Annotated in this window: 16 protein-coding genes; 4 read left to right on the top strand and 12 right to left on the bottom strand. The window is 59.7% G+C overall.

The features are described 5' to 3' along the window. Nucleotides 1–100: 100 nt before the first annotated feature. Both ABD76_RS00830 and ABD76_RS00825 read left to right on the top strand, forming a co-directional pair. Nucleotides 101–415: a DUF485 domain-containing protein gene (locus tag ABD76_RS00830; protein WP_197253479.1), complete on the top strand. Its 315-nt coding sequence runs from the start codon at nucleotides 101–103 to the stop codon at nucleotides 413–415. Continuing rightward, the gene (locus tag ABD76_RS00825) at nucleotides 412–1,944 is read left to right on the top strand and encodes a solute symporter family protein (RefSeq protein WP_197253477.1); all 1,533 of its coding nucleotides are present in this window, start codon (nucleotides 412–414) and stop codon (nucleotides 1,942–1,944) included. The genes ABD76_RS00830 and ABD76_RS00825 overlap by 4 nt, the downstream gene beginning before the upstream one ends. 96 nt (nucleotides 1,945–2,040) lie before the next feature. Here ABD76_RS00825 and ric read toward each other — a convergent pair whose 3' ends face one another. The 4 genes from ric to ABD76_RS00805 all read right to left on the bottom strand — a co-directional run bounded on the left by ric (nucleotide 2,041) and on the right by ABD76_RS00805 (nucleotide 5,219). Beyond that, nucleotides 2,041–2,727, bottom strand: a complete 687-nt coding sequence (ric, locus tag ABD76_RS00820; RefSeq protein WP_197253475.1) for an iron-sulfur cluster repair di-iron protein — start codon at nucleotides 2,725–2,727, stop codon at nucleotides 2,041–2,043. Nucleotides 2,728–2,856: 129 nt separating this feature from the next. Then, the gene (locus ABD76_RS00815; RefSeq protein WP_197253473.1) at nucleotides 2,857–3,717 is read right to left on the bottom strand and encodes a DegV family protein; all 861 of its coding nucleotides are present in this window, start codon (nucleotides 3,715–3,717) and stop codon (nucleotides 2,857–2,859) included. Nucleotides 3,718–4,187: 470 nt separating this feature from the next. Beyond that, nucleotides 4,188–4,703, bottom strand: a complete 516-nt coding sequence (locus ABD76_RS00810; protein WP_197253471.1) for a cob(I)yrinic acid a,c-diamide adenosyltransferase — start codon at nucleotides 4,701–4,703, stop codon at nucleotides 4,188–4,190. Between the two features lie 141 nt (nucleotides 4,704–4,844). Further along, nucleotides 4,845–5,219: a winged helix-turn-helix transcriptional regulator gene (locus ABD76_RS00805; RefSeq protein WP_197253468.1), complete on the bottom strand. Its 375-nt coding sequence runs from the start codon at nucleotides 5,217–5,219 to the stop codon at nucleotides 4,845–4,847. A gap of 195 nt (nucleotides 5,220–5,414) precedes the next feature. Here ABD76_RS00805 and ABD76_RS00800 point away from each other — a divergent pair, with 195 nt between their 5' ends. Together ABD76_RS00800 and ABD76_RS00795 are read left to right on the top strand one after the other, a co-directional pair. Further along, nucleotides 5,415–6,671, top strand: coding sequence for a CapA family protein (locus tag ABD76_RS00800; RefSeq protein WP_197253466.1), 1,257 nt, complete (start codon nucleotides 5,415–5,417; stop codon nucleotides 6,669–6,671). A 366-nt stretch (nucleotides 6,672–7,037) separates the two neighbouring features. Then, entirely contained in the window at nucleotides 7,038–8,174 is a 1,137-nt protein-coding gene (locus ABD76_RS00795) for a GNAT family N-acetyltransferase (protein WP_242069282.1), read from the top strand. Nucleotides 8,175–8,190: 16 nt separating this feature from the next. Here the strand turns inward: ABD76_RS00795 and ABD76_RS00790 are convergent, their stop codons facing one another. The 8 genes from ABD76_RS00790 to ABD76_RS00755 form a co-directional block, all read right to left on the bottom strand. After that, nucleotides 8,191–8,988, bottom strand: a complete 798-nt coding sequence (locus ABD76_RS00790) for a LutC/YkgG family protein (RefSeq protein ID WP_197253465.1) — start codon at nucleotides 8,986–8,988, stop codon at nucleotides 8,191–8,193. Beyond that, on the bottom strand, nucleotides 8,988–10,460 hold the full coding sequence (locus ABD76_RS00785; protein ID WP_242069281.1) for a LutB/LldF family L-lactate oxidation iron-sulfur protein: 1,473 nt from the start codon (nucleotides 10,458–10,460) through the stop codon (nucleotides 8,988–8,990). The genes ABD76_RS00790 and ABD76_RS00785 overlap by 1 nt, the downstream gene beginning before the upstream one ends. Further along, nucleotides 10,457–11,188: a (Fe-S)-binding protein gene (locus ABD76_RS00780; RefSeq protein WP_197253463.1), complete on the bottom strand. Its 732-nt coding sequence runs from the start codon at nucleotides 11,186–11,188 to the stop codon at nucleotides 10,457–10,459. Before ABD76_RS00780 ends, ABD76_RS00785 begins: the two co-directional genes overlap by 4 nt. A gap of 96 nt (nucleotides 11,189–11,284) precedes the next feature. Continuing rightward, on the bottom strand, nucleotides 11,285–12,136 hold the full coding sequence (locus tag ABD76_RS00775; protein WP_197253461.1) for a fumarylacetoacetate hydrolase family protein: 852 nt from the start codon (nucleotides 12,134–12,136) through the stop codon (nucleotides 11,285–11,287). A 79-nt stretch (nucleotides 12,137–12,215) separates the two neighbouring features. Next, nucleotides 12,216–12,989, bottom strand: a complete 774-nt coding sequence (locus ABD76_RS00770) for an SDR family NAD(P)-dependent oxidoreductase (protein WP_197253459.1) — start codon at nucleotides 12,987–12,989, stop codon at nucleotides 12,216–12,218. Between the two features lie 214 nt (nucleotides 12,990–13,203). Further along, nucleotides 13,204–13,590: a D-ribose pyranase gene (rbsD, locus tag ABD76_RS00765; protein ID WP_197253457.1), complete on the bottom strand. Its 387-nt coding sequence runs from the start codon at nucleotides 13,588–13,590 to the stop codon at nucleotides 13,204–13,206. Beyond that, nucleotides 13,587–13,811: a hypothetical protein gene (locus ABD76_RS00760; protein ID WP_168179465.1), complete on the bottom strand. Its 225-nt coding sequence runs from the start codon at nucleotides 13,809–13,811 to the stop codon at nucleotides 13,587–13,589. The genes rbsD and ABD76_RS00760 overlap by 4 nt, the downstream gene beginning before the upstream one ends. After that, nucleotides 13,808–14,479 (bottom strand): cyclase family protein, encoded by a 672-nt coding sequence (locus ABD76_RS00755; protein ID WP_197253454.1) that lies wholly within the window; start codon nucleotides 14,477–14,479, stop codon nucleotides 13,808–13,810. Before ABD76_RS00755 ends, ABD76_RS00760 begins: the two co-directional genes overlap by 4 nt. Nucleotides 14,480–14,488: the final 9 nt, after the last annotated feature.

Genomic DNA, 14,488 nt, shown 5'->3' with positions numbered 1-14,488 from the left:
TTTCGAAAGGGGTGTAAGCGTTTACTTTTCCTGTTATAGACTCGTTATCCTGAAATGGTAATGCAATTCTGAACCATTGTTCGGAGGTGTACCGCTTCCCATGAAGCATGAACGCGTGAATTACGGCCAGATGGCCAAGTCGTCCCGGTTTCATACGTTAATCCAGAGCAAGAAGCGCTTCATTATCCCGTTGATTGTCTTCTTTTTCCTCTTCTATTTCGCCCTGCCGATCCTGACTTCCTACACCACGATCTTGAACCGGCCCGCGATTGGCGCGATCTCCTGGGCCTGGCTATTCGCCTTCGCCCAATTCATCATGACATGGGTCCTATGTGTCCTCTACGCCCGCAGAGCGGCCAAATTCGATAAACTGGTGGCCGAAATCAATCAGGAATGGAGTGGGGAACGCGAATGAGCACAACGGCGTTCGTTTTGTTCTTGGCCATCGTGATGCTGACCATGGTCATTACATATATCGCGGCGAAGAAGACGCGCAGCGCTTCGGACTTCTATACCGCTGGCGGCGGCCTGAAGGGCTGGCAGAACGGGCTGGCCATCGCGGGGGATTATATGTCCGCGGCTTCGTTCCTCGGCATCGCCGGATCGATCGCTCTCGTCGGCTTCGACGGCTTTTTCTATTCGATCGGCTTCCTCGTCGCCTATCTCGTCGTCCTGTATCTTGTCGCGGAGCCTCTGCGCAATCTCGGCAAGTTCACTTTGGCCGACATGATTGCCGCCCGCTTCAATAATAAGAAAATCCGGGGCGTTGCCGCGCTGAACACGGTGACCATCTCCACCTTCTACATGATCGCCCAGCTCGTCGGGGCCGGCGCGCTCATCAAGCTGCTCCTCGGCATCGATTATGTATGGGCCGTCCTCATCGTCGGCTGCCTGATGACGCTGTATGTCGTCTTCGGCGGCATGCATGCCACCTCATGGGTGCAGATCATCAAGGCGATCCTGCTCATGGGCGGGACCTTCCTGCTCTCCATCTTCGTCTTCTCCAAGTTCAACTTCAGTCTGACCGGCATGTTCGAGCAGATGAAGACGGCGACGCCGCTTGGGGAAGCCTTTTTGAATCCGGGCAATAAATATACCAATCCGCTGGATACGCTCTCGCTCAATCTCGGACTGGTGCTCGGAACCGCCGGGCTGCCGCATATTCTCATCCGCTTCTTCACGGTGAAGGATGCCCCGACAGCCCGTTCCTCGGTCGTCCATGCCACCTGGATTATCGGCCTGTTCTACATCCTGACCATCTTCCTCGGCTTCGGCGCCGCCGCCTTCGTCGGAACCGAAGCGATTCTCGCGGCGGACAAGGGCGGCAATATGGCCGCGCCGCTTCTGGCCCAGGCGCTCGGCGGCGATTTCTTCTTCGCCCTGATCTCGGCTGTCGCGTTCGCGACCATTCTCGCCGTTGTCACCGGCCTCGTCCTCTCGGCCGCCTCGGCCTTCGCGCATGATTTCTACAATCATATCCTGCGCAAGGGCAAGGCCAATGAACGCGAGCAGATGAAGGCCGCCCGCTTCGCCTCCATCGGCGTATCGGTGCTGTCGATCGCTCTGGCGCTCCTCGCCTCGAAGCTCAATGTCGCCTTCCTGGTCGGCCTTGCCTTCGCTGTCGCGGCCAGCGCGAACCTTCCGGTCATTCTGTTCACGATCTTCTGGCGCCGCTTCAATACGGCGGGGGCGATCAGCGGCATGCTGACCGGACTGCTGTCGGCGATCGCGCTTGTCGCCGTCTCCCCGAGCATCTGGGATCCGGCCGGCAAGGCGATCTTCATCGGCGAGCCGCTCATCACGCTCACGAACCCGGGCATCATCTCGATCCCGCTCGGCTTCATCGGCGCCTGGATCGGTACGATGATGTCGTCCCGCAGTCAGGATGCGGACGCGAAGTTCGATGAGGTGCTGGTCAAAGCCAATACCGGCATTCATATGTAACCGGCCGCGCGGCCGATCCACGCGAAGCAGCCCCGGCGTCTTTGATTGACGCGGGGGCTGTCCTCCGTCCTGTATCCAATATTCGATATCCGTCAATCAACCGGCAATCCGCAGGAACAGCACATTATTTTCCAAATGCACATGCTCGAAGGTCATCGACTCCAGCTCCTCCAGCCGCGCATAGGCGACGCGGTAGGTCGTGCAGGCGCCTTCCGGCGGCGTGAAATCCGAGGTCGCCTCCCGCAGCCGCTTGAGCAGCGCCCCTGCTCCGTCATGCTCGTCCGCCAGTTCCGCTACGACAGCCCGCGCTTCCGCCGCCATCCCTTCCGGGTCGTCCTCATACCGGATGATAAGCGGGAAATGAGACTCTTCTTCCTTGGCGATATGCGCCTCCAGCTCGGCCTTCAGCTGCATGAACGTCTCATGCACCTCGGCCAGATGGGGCTGATCTCCCCCATGCACGTGATATACCCGCGCCACATTCGCCGTGATGGCCGGCAGCTGCTCGCGCAAATACCGGTGATGCTTATTCACGATATATTCAATCAGCGAACGGGAAGACATGAACTGCCAGTCGACGCCCGTTCCCGCTGCAGGAGCCGCTTCGCGAATCCGGTTCAACTCGCCGATAACCTGTTCTGCCGCATATCCCCGTTCCGCGGCCGCTTCGCGTATCGGCCGGTTGCCCCCGCAGCAGAAATCGATTTTCAACCGCTTAAATAAATCGCTCGCCGCCGGATAACGCAGCACGGCATCGCGTACCGTCATCTCCTCCGTAAACATGTGACACCTCTCCCTTCCTCGTCCAGCGCTTCGGTGCGGCTTCATCGCCGCCAAGCTTGCGCCGTAACCCGATCATACGCCCGGCCACGGGACAGGAGAGTGATTGCGATCACCGGAAAATAGACAAATCTACGACAGTGCAGGCGCCTCCTGATAAGAAATGAGGACGCCGCCCTCACCGGCATAGGTTCCGATTACCGGCCCCATATTGACGAACAGCACCTGATCGAACGGATACTTGTCCATCAAATCGCGGAGAAACGCTTTGGCGCGCTCCTCGCAGTTGGAATGAGCGAGCGCAATCCAGTTCTTGTCGACCTGATGCCACGCGTCGCCAACCTTGTCGATCAGCCGCCGCAGCGTCTTCTGGGTGCCGCGGATTTTTTCCAGCACTTCAATCGAGCCTTCTTCGCTTGCCTCCATCAGCAGCTTAATATTCAGCATCGAAGCGACCGTCCCCTTAATCCGGCTCAACCGGCCGCCGCGGATGACATTTTCCAGCGTATCCAAGGTAAAATAAGTCCGTGTATGCTTAATAAAATGAACCATCTTCGCCATCAGGTCCTGCAGCTCTTCCCCCGCCCGGGCCAATTGGGCCGCCCGCACGGCCAGCAATCCAAGCCCCATCGACGCCGTCTTCGTATCCAGCACCTCGATCCGGTTCAGATGCCCTTCTTCCTCATACATCGTCTTGGCCATCAGCGCGTGATTGTAGGTGCTGCTCAACTGAGAGGTCAGCGATAACACGAGAATGTCCTTGTCGGTTCCAAGAGATCGATACATATGATAAAAGTCGGCAGGCGAAGGACTCGCCGTATTCGGCAGGTCGTGCTCCTCCCGCATCCGTTCATAGAAGGACTCCGTATTCATATCGGATGTCAATACGTCTTGCCCGAATCGAACGTACAGCGGAACGACGTGGATGCCGTACTGCTTTACCAGCTCCGGCGTCAGGTCTGAGCTTCCGTCCGTGATGATGTGAATGGTCATGTCAGTCTCCTGTCTCATAGTGAAATGTGATTGTTGATCTTAATCCGCGTTCAAATCGTCGGGTTTTAGCACCGAGAAGGTTGCGAGAACCTGAAGTCTATGCTTCCGAAGCGAGTTTTGCTTCGCAAAACTTGTAAGGAAGAGCGCAGTGTAGGCGAAACCTGCATGAGCACTTAAAATGTTTCCGCAGGAAACATACATCGGAAGCATACGCTCTCCAAGGGTGAACGCAAGATTCGACGTCGAGTACCCTTTCCGTTCTGCTTCGTGATCAAAAGACGACGATTTGAACAACCTCTTAAATTTACCCCTGTCATTCCGCTTAATTATAAGGGCTCCAGGAAAGGTTGACAACGGTAAAAAGGGGGGCGCCGTCCCGCAGCGCCCCCCTTCGACATAAAAAAGCGGGCGCAGAACTCCTTCGGAGCCGCGCCCGCCGTGCCGCCCGGCGAGGGCGTTCGCCCGCAAGCCTACCGCTTGCCCCGCTTCCCGCTCACGCGGTCCGCAAGCCACCATAAGTACGTTGACAACCGATTGATATATTGCAATACGACCTTCGAGGCGATCTCATCACGCATCAAGGTGACGATTCGCCGTTCCGCCCGCCGGCATACGCCGCGGCACACCATCAGCTTGGCAGACAGGGGGCTATCCGGATAGCCGGCTTGAAGCGGCTGCGCCGGAGGATGCTCCTCCATACGCCGTTCCAGCTGTTCGACCGCCTCCGGCGCAAGCCGGTAGGGCCGGAATTCCGGAGAGACGACGGCCAGATCGTGGCTGCAATCGAACAGATATTGCTGGATGTCCGTCAATTCGGCCGCAAGCCCGGCTTCCCCGTCGATCTCCGCCTGGCGGATGGCCGAGCTCATGAAGGTGTTCAACTCGTCGACCGTTCCGTAAGCTTCCACCCGCGCATGATCCTTATCGACCCGCCCGCGAATGACGCTCGTCTTGCCGCCGTCTCCCGTCCTTGTGTAAATACCCAATCATCATTCTCCTTTGCGTGATAAACCGTTAGTCGTTGCTTCATTCATTGCGAAATACGATGCCTTGGGCATGATGCCAATAACGCGCCTCCGGCAGCGCCCGATCTTCCGAACACTGCGGCAAGCGCCGGTTCAACCCTGTCAGGAATCGTCCGAATCGGAATCCGCGGATTCATCCGGCTGTTCACAATCCGCCGGCTCGCTCACCCATGTCTCCGCCCATTGTTGGATGGCTTCCATGACCGGCTGCAGCGCCAGCCCCTTATCGGTCAGCTCGTACTCAATGCGTACCGGCGTCTCCGGATAGACATTGCGCACGACAATGCCGGCTGCCTCCAAATCTTTCATTCGCTCGCTTAGCATCTTGTCGCTCATCGCAGGAATGAGCGCGGAAATATCTTTGAACCGCTTCGGCCCGCTGAGCAAGACCTGAATGAGAAGCCCGTTCCAGCGCTTTCCCAATACACAGAACGCGGATTCAAAACGGGGACACATCCCCAAATGATGGGATTCCATATCATCATCCCTCCTTCATAGCTTACAAAATGTAAGCAAGTTTATTTTACCATAGCGTTTTCAAAAAGAAAATGGGGAAGACTCAAGTCAAGTAACAAAATTTATATTATATTTCAAATATTTTGAAACTTATTTCCTGATGTTAACGAATATAATGAAAGCGGTGAAATGACCATTATACATAGGAGGTGCCCATTGAGCACATTTCGGGAATCACGCCGCGATCGCCACCGGCGGCTGAAGCAGCGCCGCAGGCGGAAATGGACAGCGGCGCTCGCGTTTGCTGCCGCCGCCCTGATGGTCTCCGTTGGCATCCTCCTCCATGCGATGGACGGTCCGCGTCAGGACCGCGGAGAGCAGGCGTCAGCCGCTCCGTACGGCCCCCCGCCAGCGCAGGGCAAGGCTCGCGGGAACGGCGCGATGGGGCCGCTTCCCCCGGTTAACGTCCCCGGAGCCGGCGAGACCGCCATTGACGCCGAAGACGGGCCGATTCGTATCGTATTTGCCGGCGACGCGCTCATGGACTGGTCGGTTAAGGAGACGATTCGGAAGAAAGGTCCGGACTATCCGTTCGTGCATGTGGCCGAGGAGATTCAGGAAGCCGACTTCGCCGTCGTCAACCTGGAGACCGCCGTCACCTTCCATGACCAAAAAGATACGAATCAGCTCTTCAATTTCAAATCCGATCCGATTTCTCTGGAAGGCTTGAAGAATGCCGGCTTCGATCTCGTCTCGATCGCCAACAATCATACGCTCGACTTCATGCAGAAAGGCTTTCTCGATACGCTCGCCAATCTGGAGCATTACGAGCTGCCCTATATGGGAGGCGGCAAAAACCGCGAGGAGGCCTATCGCGCCCATGAAGTGACGCTCAAAGGGAAGCGCATCAAATTCCTCGCCTTCTCCCGCTTCATTCCCCAGACGTACTGGTTCGCCGGGGATGAACGGCCGGGCATCGCGGAGGCGTACAACAAATCGAGCGTGCTGCCCGTCATTCGCCGGGAAAGCCGGGATTGCGATTATTTATTCGTCTATATGCATTGGGGCGTCGAGAAGAATAACAAGCCCGAGCCTTGGCAGCGCACCTATGCCCGCGAGATGATTGACGCCGGGGCCGACGCCATCGTCGGCAGCCATGTGCATGTGCTGCAAGGCTTCGAATGGCACAATGGCAAGCCGATTGCCTATTCGATAGGCAACTTTCTTTTTCCGGATTACGTGAAGGGGAAAAATGCGGATACCGGCCTGCTCACGCTGGCGATCGAGGATGGCGAGATTCGAATGTCCTTCAGTCCGTATCAAATCTACCGGGATCAGATCATCAAAAAGGACGATGCCTATGTGAAGCGGCAATTGAAGTATTTGGAGTCGATCTCTTATGGCGCGGCCATTGGCGCCGACCGGGCGATCAAGGCGGTAAAGGCGAAGCCTCCGGCTTCCGGCAAGCATTAAGCAGTCTTACGGGCTTGCGGAAAAAAGAGCGGAGCATGCGGCGCGGGCGCATGCTCCGCTTTTTGCCGTCGCGGCACGGGCCGGCCCGGCGAAGTCCGGCGGCCTATTAATCGCAGGCCCGCATGCCGTTCTCTTGTCATCGCCATGCTCCATCGTCATGCCCGGCCGCACTCATGCGCAGCTTCCACGGCGATGCACGGCGGAGGGGAATTATGTCTTTTTTATGTCCAATTTGCCATCAAGTAGGTATCTTGCCTCCCTCATCGAAATAAAGTAAGAGCCAGAGGCAAAAAACGGATATATCCCGTCATGCCATTCCCGCCTCCGGAATTGACACTAACCCGCAACCCGATAAGGAGGAGTACCATGGAACAAATACGAATGCTGCAGCCGCTCGATTACGAGCAGGCGGTGGAGTTGTCGGACAAGGTGTTCCGCAACAGCCGGCAAATCTCGATGGAACACGGCTTCCCATACTTGTTCTCGCCCGTGTATGCCCATTCCTACGGCGTATTCCGGGACGATAAGCTTATCGCCCATATGGGGCTCCTGCCTGCCAAGCTGCGCATCGGCACGGCCCGCCTGCCCGTGTTCTCGCTCGGTTCCGTCTGCACCGAGCCGGAAGCCCGGGGCAGCGGAGTCGCGACCGAGCTGCTGCACCGCGTCATGCGCCATGTCGACGATATGGGAGCGGCGCTGCTCTTCATCTCGGGCGGCCGTTCCCTTTACCGCCGGAACCGCTGTTATTCGTTCGGCCGCTTGACAGCGTATACATTGACGGCCGAGGCGAAGCGGGACGCCGCCATGCCGAAGGCGGAAGAAGCGGCGAACGATGCCCGCCTTCGCGAGATCTCCAGCTTCGACTGCTTCGCCTTCCATGATCTGACGCTGCGGCATACGGCTGCCTTCGACATGAGCGTCTGGGATCTGGCCGGCCTGAAGGATGCCGCCGCCTACGCGTCCTGCCGGGAGATGAAGCCGAAGCTGTACGGGCTGGAACGCGGCGGGGCGCTTACGGCGTATGCTTACGTGCTGAAGCCCAAGCCTTCCCAGACCGATCGGCTGCCGATCGTGCTCGAATATGGCGGGACCGACGCTCCGCAGCTCGTGCGTTTGCTGCAGGATATGCCGGCCTATGAGCGGCTGGAGGTGATCGTTCCTTGGCAGGACGAGGCCATGCGCCGCGAGCTGTCCGCCTGGCCGGCCCATGTCCGCCACAATGACGGCACCGTATATGTTCCGTCCATGGCGCGGCTCATCCGTCTGCTTCGGGACTGGTGGCAGTCGACCGGATCGCCTGCCGCCCTCATCGAAGCGGATGATCTCGGGGACGGCCAGGTCCGCCTTCGCTACTCGGACGCGGAAGCAGCCGTATTGTCCGAGGAAGAGACAATACGGCTGCTGTTCGAGCCGGAGGCGGACATTCCGCTCCCGGAATCATGGCCGCGCGATCTCCGCATGACGGTTCCGCTGCCGCCGCTGACCGGCTTATACTATATCTAAATCCGCACCGGCGCCGCTACGTGCCGGAAGATGTCACAATGACGACACCCACCACGCCCGGGCCGTGAACGCCGATCGTGAGATCATTTTCAATATCGGCGCTGCGGCTCGGCCCCGTAATCAGATTCAGCGAGGCTGGCAGGCCGCCTTCCCGGTTCGCCATCCCGTTCACCCGCTCGAATGCCTCGCCCATCCGGGCGACGATCCGCTCGGCCGGCAGTATGGCGAGCAGCATGCCCGGCAGCAGGCTGACCGAGCGGCCTTGGCGCCCGGCGGACCATACCGCCAGCGTGCCGGTGTTGGCGATCGCGGCCGCGGGCGCGACGATGCCGAGCTGGCACCGCTCGGCGGCGCGCAGCAGCGGGCTTCGCGCCTGCCACTTCGCGCCGGCGAGCGCTCCCGCTTCGCCGGGCCCGGACAGGCCCAATTGCTCCAGCTCGGCTTCATTGTCCTGATCATCCGCCCAAGGAACCCCGCTCAAGCCCTGCTCCTGCAGCACTCGCGGCACGCCGTACCCGCGCAGTTCCTCCGTATCCGCATAGAGCACGCGCTCCAGCGGGCCGCGCTGGCGGAAGCGGGCCAGCATCTCCTCGATGCCCGCCGCCGCTTCCTCCCTCGGCACGATGACCGCTTCGCCGGTGAGCGCCGTCCAGTTGCTGACGAACAGCTTCAGGCGCTCATCGGCGTTCAGTCTTGCCATCCGTTCCCGGTATTCTCCCGGCACGCCCCGGTACAGATGGGCCGGCGCCTCCGTCAACGGTCCGGAACGGCCGAGCCGGGACGCAATCGCGGCGAGAAACGCATGACGCTCCATTACGAATCCCTCCCTTGTTCGCGGTCCGCCCGCGCCAACTCCGCCTGCAGCTCATCCCAGCGGTCGCGGAAAGACTGCTTCGGTATCGCCGGGAACGTCCGCGAGGCGGTCCAGCCGCCGAGCGGGCCCGGCCCTTTGCGGATCACCCCGCCCCGCACGAGCGGCTTCTGGCCGTAATAAGCGGCTTTGCCCGCCATCCGGTACCATTTCACCTGGCTGAACACTTTGCCGAACAGCCGGAACCCGAGCCGCTCGGCCTGCGGCGTATAGCCTTCTTTTACTTTGCGGGCGCGCAGATGCACGAGCATGTCATGGAGCGGAATTTTGACCGGGCAGGCTTCATAGCATGCCCCGCATAGCGAAGACGCATAGGCGAGCGTCCCCGCCTCCTTCATATCCTGCTGCAGCAGCGGAGTGAGCACCGCCCCGATCGGCCCGCTGTAGACCGATCCGTACGTATGGCCGCCCACATGCCGGTAGACCGGGCATACATTCAGGCAAGCCGCGCAGCGGATGCAGTGCAGCACCTGCTGGAACTGCGGATCGCCAAGCTGCGCCGAACGCCCGTTGTCGAGAATAATGATGTGCAGCTCCTCCGGGCCGTCCAGATCGCCGCGCTGCCTTGGTCCGGTGATGAACGACGTATAGGTCGTCAGCTTCTGCCCGGTCGCGCTGCGAGCCAGCAGGTTCAGCATCACCTCGACGTCGTCGAAGGTCGGGACGAGCCGCTCCATTCCCATGACGACGACATGCGTCTTCGGCAAGGTCGTCACCATGCGCCCATTGCCTTCGTTCGAGACGATCGTCACCGTGCCGGACTCGGCGATGCCGAAGTTGCAGCCCGAGAGCCCGATATCCGCTTCCAGGAAAAATTGGCGCAGCTTCCGCTTGGCGAACGCGGCCAGCTCCTTCGTCTCCGGCGGAAGCGGCTTGCCGGCCTCCTTCGTGAACAGTTCGGCAATCTGGGACTTGTTCTTATGGATGGCCGGGATGATCAGATGGGACGGCGTCTCCTTCGCCAACTGCAAAATATATTCGCCCAGGTCGGTCTCGATCGCGTCGATGCCCTGTTCGCGCAGCCGCTCGTTCAGATGCATCTCTTCCGACACCATCGATTTGCCCTTCGCCACCAGCTTCGCCTGCTTTTCCTTCGCGATCGCCAGGAAGGCCTGCACCGCTTCGTCGCCCGTCGGGCAGAAATGAACCCGCGCGCCGCGCCGTTCCGCCTGCTCGGCGAACTGGCCCAAATAATAGTCCAAATGCTCGATCGTATGCTGCCGAATCGCCTGGCCGCGGCTGCGCCACGTTTCCCAGTCGCCGAATTCTTCGGCAGCGCTAAAGCGGCCTGTGCGGAGCTTGTTCGTCGTGAACGCCACGGCTTGGCGCAGGAACGCGTCCTGAAGCACCGCCTTCGTCCGCTGCTTCAGGCCGCTGCCGATGCCGCTTTGGGCGGAGGATGTCTCCGTGCTCATGCCCGCTTCACTCCTTCCTCCAGCAGTTGGGCGAGATGCATGACGCGGATCGGCTTGCCGGCCTGGTTGAGCCGGCCGCCGATGTTCATCAGGCAGCCCATATCCGTCCCGATCAGAATATCCGCTTGCGTCGATGCGACATGCTCCGCCTTCTCCGTGACCATCGCGCCGGACATCTCCGGCATCTTCACGGCGAATGTGCCGCCGAAGCCGCAGCAGTCCTCCCGATGCGGCAGATCGACGAGCTTCAGCCCCTTCACATGGCGCAGCAGCGTCATCGGTTCGTCGCCGATGCCGAGCAGCCGCATGCCGTGACAGGACGGATGGTAGGTGGCCGTCCCTTCGTAGGCGGCCCCGATATCGGCGCGTCCCAACACATTGACGATAAATTGGGACAGCTCATAGGTGCGCTTCGCCGCACGCTCCGCCCGGGCCAGCCATTCCGGCTCCTCCCGGAACAAATCCCCGTAATAATGGCAAGCCATGCCGGCACAGGAGCCGGATGGCGTCACAATGTAGTCGCTCTGCTCGAACGCCCGCAGCCACTGCCGCGCGACCTCCCGCGCGTCGTCATGATAACCGCTGTTGAACGCCGGCTGCCCGCAGCACGTCTGGAGCCGGGGGAAATCAACGTCGCAGCCGAGACGGTGCAGCAGCCGGACCGCGCTCTCCGCCACGTCGGGAAAGCAAGTATCCGCCAGACAAGTGACAAATAAAGATACGCGCATCGAAGTCCCTTCTTTCTTCTCGGATCGAATCATCAACTCAATTATCCGCTTCCTAAAAAGCGCTTGAAGGATCTGCCCCTTCAAGCGCCGTCGAATCTACCGTTCGGCCACCATCCGGTTCGTCAAAGCGCCGAGCTTCTCGATTTCAATCGTGACCAAATCGCCGTCCTTCAAGTAGACGCGCTCGGCTTCCGGCAGACCGAACACGACCCCTTCCGGCGTGCCCGTCAAAATGAGATCGCCCGGAAGCAGCGTCATATGACGCGATATATAGCTGATGATCTGCTTGCAGTTGAAGATCATGTCCGCCGTATTCGAATGCTGGCGCGTCTCCCCATTGACGATGCATCGGATATCGAGCCGGTTCGGGTCGCCCACCTCATCCGCCGTCACGAGATACGGCCCGAGCGGACTGAAGCCGTCGCAGGACTTGCCAAGCATCCATTGATGCGTGCGCATCTGCAGATCGCGGGCCGACAGGTCGTTCACGTTGCAGTAGCCGAACACATAGTCCAGCGCTTCCTCCTCCGTTACGTCCTTGGCAGGCTTGCCGATGACGATGACGAGCTCGGCCTCGTAGTCCACCGCTTGACTGACGCGCGGCAGCACGACATCATGGCCGTGGCCGGTCAGTGTATTGTTGAATTTGTTGAACAGTATCGGGACTTCCGGAATCGGAGCATTCGTCTCCTCCGCATGCTTCCGGTAGTTCAGCCCGACACAGATGATCTTTTGCGGGTCGGTGACGCACGGCCCATAGGTCAGCTCCTTCTCGTCGAGCACATCGTCCGCGCCGGCGGCGTACGCCTCGACCTCCCGCAGGACGTCCCTCCCTCCCGAGATGACCTCGCTGATCGTATATTTGCCGCTGATGTCGACGATGCCCCGATCCGTCTTGACGCCCGCGCGCAGCCGCTGATCGTGATCATAGAACGTGATAAATTTCACCGTAATTTCCTCCCTTACTGGATATAATGGGCACTAGACAGGCAGACTTCGGCGGTTCCAGGTCCGCTTCTGCCGCGGATTACGCATTTTTGCCGAAGACGACGCCGCCGTCCACGTACAACGGGGATCCCATAATGAATTTGGCTTCGTCCGAAGCCAGGAACAGCGCCGCTTCCGCCACATCCTCGGGCAGGCCGAGTTCGCCGCTCAGCTGCCGCGTCTTGATGGAAGCAATCGCCTGCTCCGGATCATCATAAGAATTGCGCAGATACTGCTCGACGAACGGAGTGTAGATCGTTCCCGGCAGAAGCGCATTCACCCGAATATTGTACGGGGCGTAATCCACCTGCATCGATTTGGTCAAGGACAATACCGCGCCCTTCGTTGCCGCGTAGGATGCGCGGTTCGCCAGCCCAATCTCGGCGATGCAGGAGGACATGTTGATAATCGCGCCGCTCTGCTGCTCGATCATATACGGAATGACATATTTGCTCGGCAGGAAGACGCCGCGAATATTGATCGCAATGACGCGATCCCATGCCTCGGGTTCGATCTCATGCAGTCTTCCCACGCCGCTGACCCCCGCATTGTTGAACAGAACGTCAATGCGCCCATACTGCCGCATCACCGTGTCGGCCATGGCCTGAGCTTGCTCCGGAACGGTGACGTCCACCTGCACGAACGAAGCGGCTCCACCCTGTTCCGCGATCAGCTGCACGGTCTCCCGGCCTCCATCCGGCTGAATGTCGGCTACGACAACCGTCGCTCCTTCGCTCGCGAAGCGCAGCGCCGAGCTGCGGCCGATGCCGGAGCCCGCGCCTGTAATGATGCATACTTTCCCTTGTAAACGCATGCCGATGACCCCTTCCCTCAATATCCGTTTTCACTTATTTCATTTTCATAAAAGTACATAAAAGTGCATCAACGAAGCGTTCATGATGGAAGCCTTTACAACGATTGCCGGCGCAAGCTGTACATACAAGGGAACAGGCCTGTGACTGCCCGTTCCATCTTCCTGGATTGCAGCTGCAAAGGCCGGCGCAAGACCGGCCTCTTCGCCGCGCCAATCATCCGGATACGATAATCAGATTCGCATACGGGGTCGTGTCCCCCGTCCGGATGACCGCTCTCGACTCCGTGCACAGCTGCTTGAACCGGACATGCGGCAGCACCTTCCAGCGCACTTCCGGCATCAATTCCTTCAGCAGAGCGACCCGCTCCGGACTGAAGGCTTTCATTTCCTCGGTAATGATAATGCAATCGATCACGAATTCGCCGGCGATGGCCCGCAGCGCGTCCGTGACGGCCGGAAGATCATCGGTCAAGGCCAGATCGACCCGCTCCACCCCGAGCGGTACCGGGAAGCCGCGATCGCAGATCGTCAGCATGTCGGTATGACCCGTCTCGGCCAGGATGCGGTTCAGTTGGGGGTGAAGCACCCCGCCTTTTTTCATGACTCCTCCCCCTCCCGGCCGCGGGCTTCCGCCATACGAGCCACTTCCTCGCGTTGATCCAGCGTAATGAGCTCCCGGAACGTCGGACCCGGCCGCTTGAGATACATCTGCTCGATGCCGTCGACCACCGTCACCGCCACCAGCTCCCAGCCGGATTGTCCCAGCTCGTTCAATGCGGCCGCATCATGCTCGATTCGATACTCCCACGTGACGAGACTCATGAGCGGGCCTCCCACTGGATCGCGACGATCCGCGCAGGCGCTCCGCTCGAATCCCGTATTTTGAGCGGCATCGCCATCACATGCCAATCGCCCTCCCGAAGCGCGGGATCATCAAGCTGGAGCCCTTCGGCAACCCACATATCCGCGCCGAGCACGATACGGTGCGTCTCCTCGTTCTCTTCGCCCGTGCCGCCGATGCTGAAATGATCGATGCCGACCGCCTTCACGCCGCAGTCGGCCAAGTAACGGGCGCCCTCATTGGACAGATACGGAGATTCATAGATCCATTCCTTGGTCCAGCCCCGCTTCTCGCCCCAGCCGGTATACAGCAGCACGACCGCGCCGCTGTTCAACTGTTCGGCGTACGGCTCCAAATCCGAACGCCCAATCGGATAACCCTTGCCCCGATCCTGAAGCGGGACGAAGACCATCCGCCCTTGAAAGGCGTCCACCGGGAATTGATCCAGGGTCTTGCTATATTCGCCCAAATGCGCCGGCGCATCCATATGCGTGCCGGTGTGCAGGTTCATCGTCACCTGCTCCAGCTTCCAGCCGTCGCGCGGCCCGACGCAGATATAATCCATTTTGGGCGGTTCGAAATCCGGCAGCACCGGGCACAAATGGTATAGCTCCTGCGAGAGATCCACCATCCGGGTAATGTTCAGCATCCGCCTCAC

This window comes from Paenibacillus dendritiformis (genome assembly GCF_015845845.1).
GTDB lineage: Bacteria > Bacillota > Bacilli > Paenibacillales > Paenibacillaceae > Paenibacillus_B > Paenibacillus_B dendritiformis_C.
This window is presented reverse-complemented; position numbering and strand designations above follow the sequence as displayed.

What these genes read in the sequence shown, in the direction of transcription:
- ABD76_RS00830 (WP_197253479.1), top strand. Translation starts at nt 101, where the DNA reads ATGAAGCATGAACGCGTGAATTACGGCCAGATGGCCAAGTCGTCCCGG.
- ABD76_RS00825 (WP_197253477.1), top strand. Translation starts at nt 412, where the DNA reads ATGAGCACAACGGCGTTCGTTTTGTTCTTGGCCATCGTGATGCTGACC.
- ric (WP_197253475.1), bottom strand. Translation starts at nt 2,727, where the DNA reads ATGTTTACGGAGGAGATGACGGTACGCGATGCCGTGCTGCGTTATCCG.
- ABD76_RS00815 (WP_197253473.1), bottom strand. Translation starts at nt 3,717, where the DNA reads ATGACCATTCACATCATCACGGACGGAAGCTCAGACCTGACGCCGGAG.
- ABD76_RS00805 (WP_197253468.1), bottom strand. Translation starts at nt 5,219, where the DNA reads ATGGAATCCCATCATTTGGGGATGTGTCCCCGTTTTGAATCCGCGTTC.
- ABD76_RS00795 (WP_242069282.1), top strand. Translation starts at nt 7,038, where the DNA reads ATGGAACAAATACGAATGCTGCAGCCGCTCGATTACGAGCAGGCGGTG.
- ABD76_RS00790 (WP_197253465.1), bottom strand. Translation starts at nt 8,988, where the DNA reads ATGGAGCGTCATGCGTTTCTCGCCGCGATTGCGTCCCGGCTCGGCCGT.
- ABD76_RS00785 (WP_242069281.1), bottom strand. Translation starts at nt 10,460, where the DNA reads ATGAGCACGGAGACATCCTCCGCCCAAAGCGGCATCGGCAGCGGCCTG.
- ABD76_RS00780 (WP_197253463.1), bottom strand. Translation starts at nt 11,188, where the DNA reads ATGCGCGTATCTTTATTTGTCACTTGTCTGGCGGATACTTGCTTTCCC.
- ABD76_RS00770 (WP_197253459.1), bottom strand. Translation starts at nt 12,989, where the DNA reads ATGCGTTTACAAGGGAAAGTATGCATCATTACAGGCGCGGGCTCCGGC.
- rbsD (WP_197253457.1), bottom strand. Translation starts at nt 13,590, where the DNA reads ATGAAAAAAGGCGGGGTGCTTCACCCCCAACTGAACCGCATCCTGGCC.
- ABD76_RS00760 (WP_168179465.1), bottom strand. Translation starts at nt 13,811, where the DNA reads ATGAGTCTCGTCACGTGGGAGTATCGAATCGAGCATGATGCGGCCGCA.
- ABD76_RS00755 (WP_197253454.1), bottom strand. Translation starts at nt 14,479, where the DNA reads ATGCTGAACATTACCCGGATGGTGGATCTCTCGCAGGAGCTATACCAT.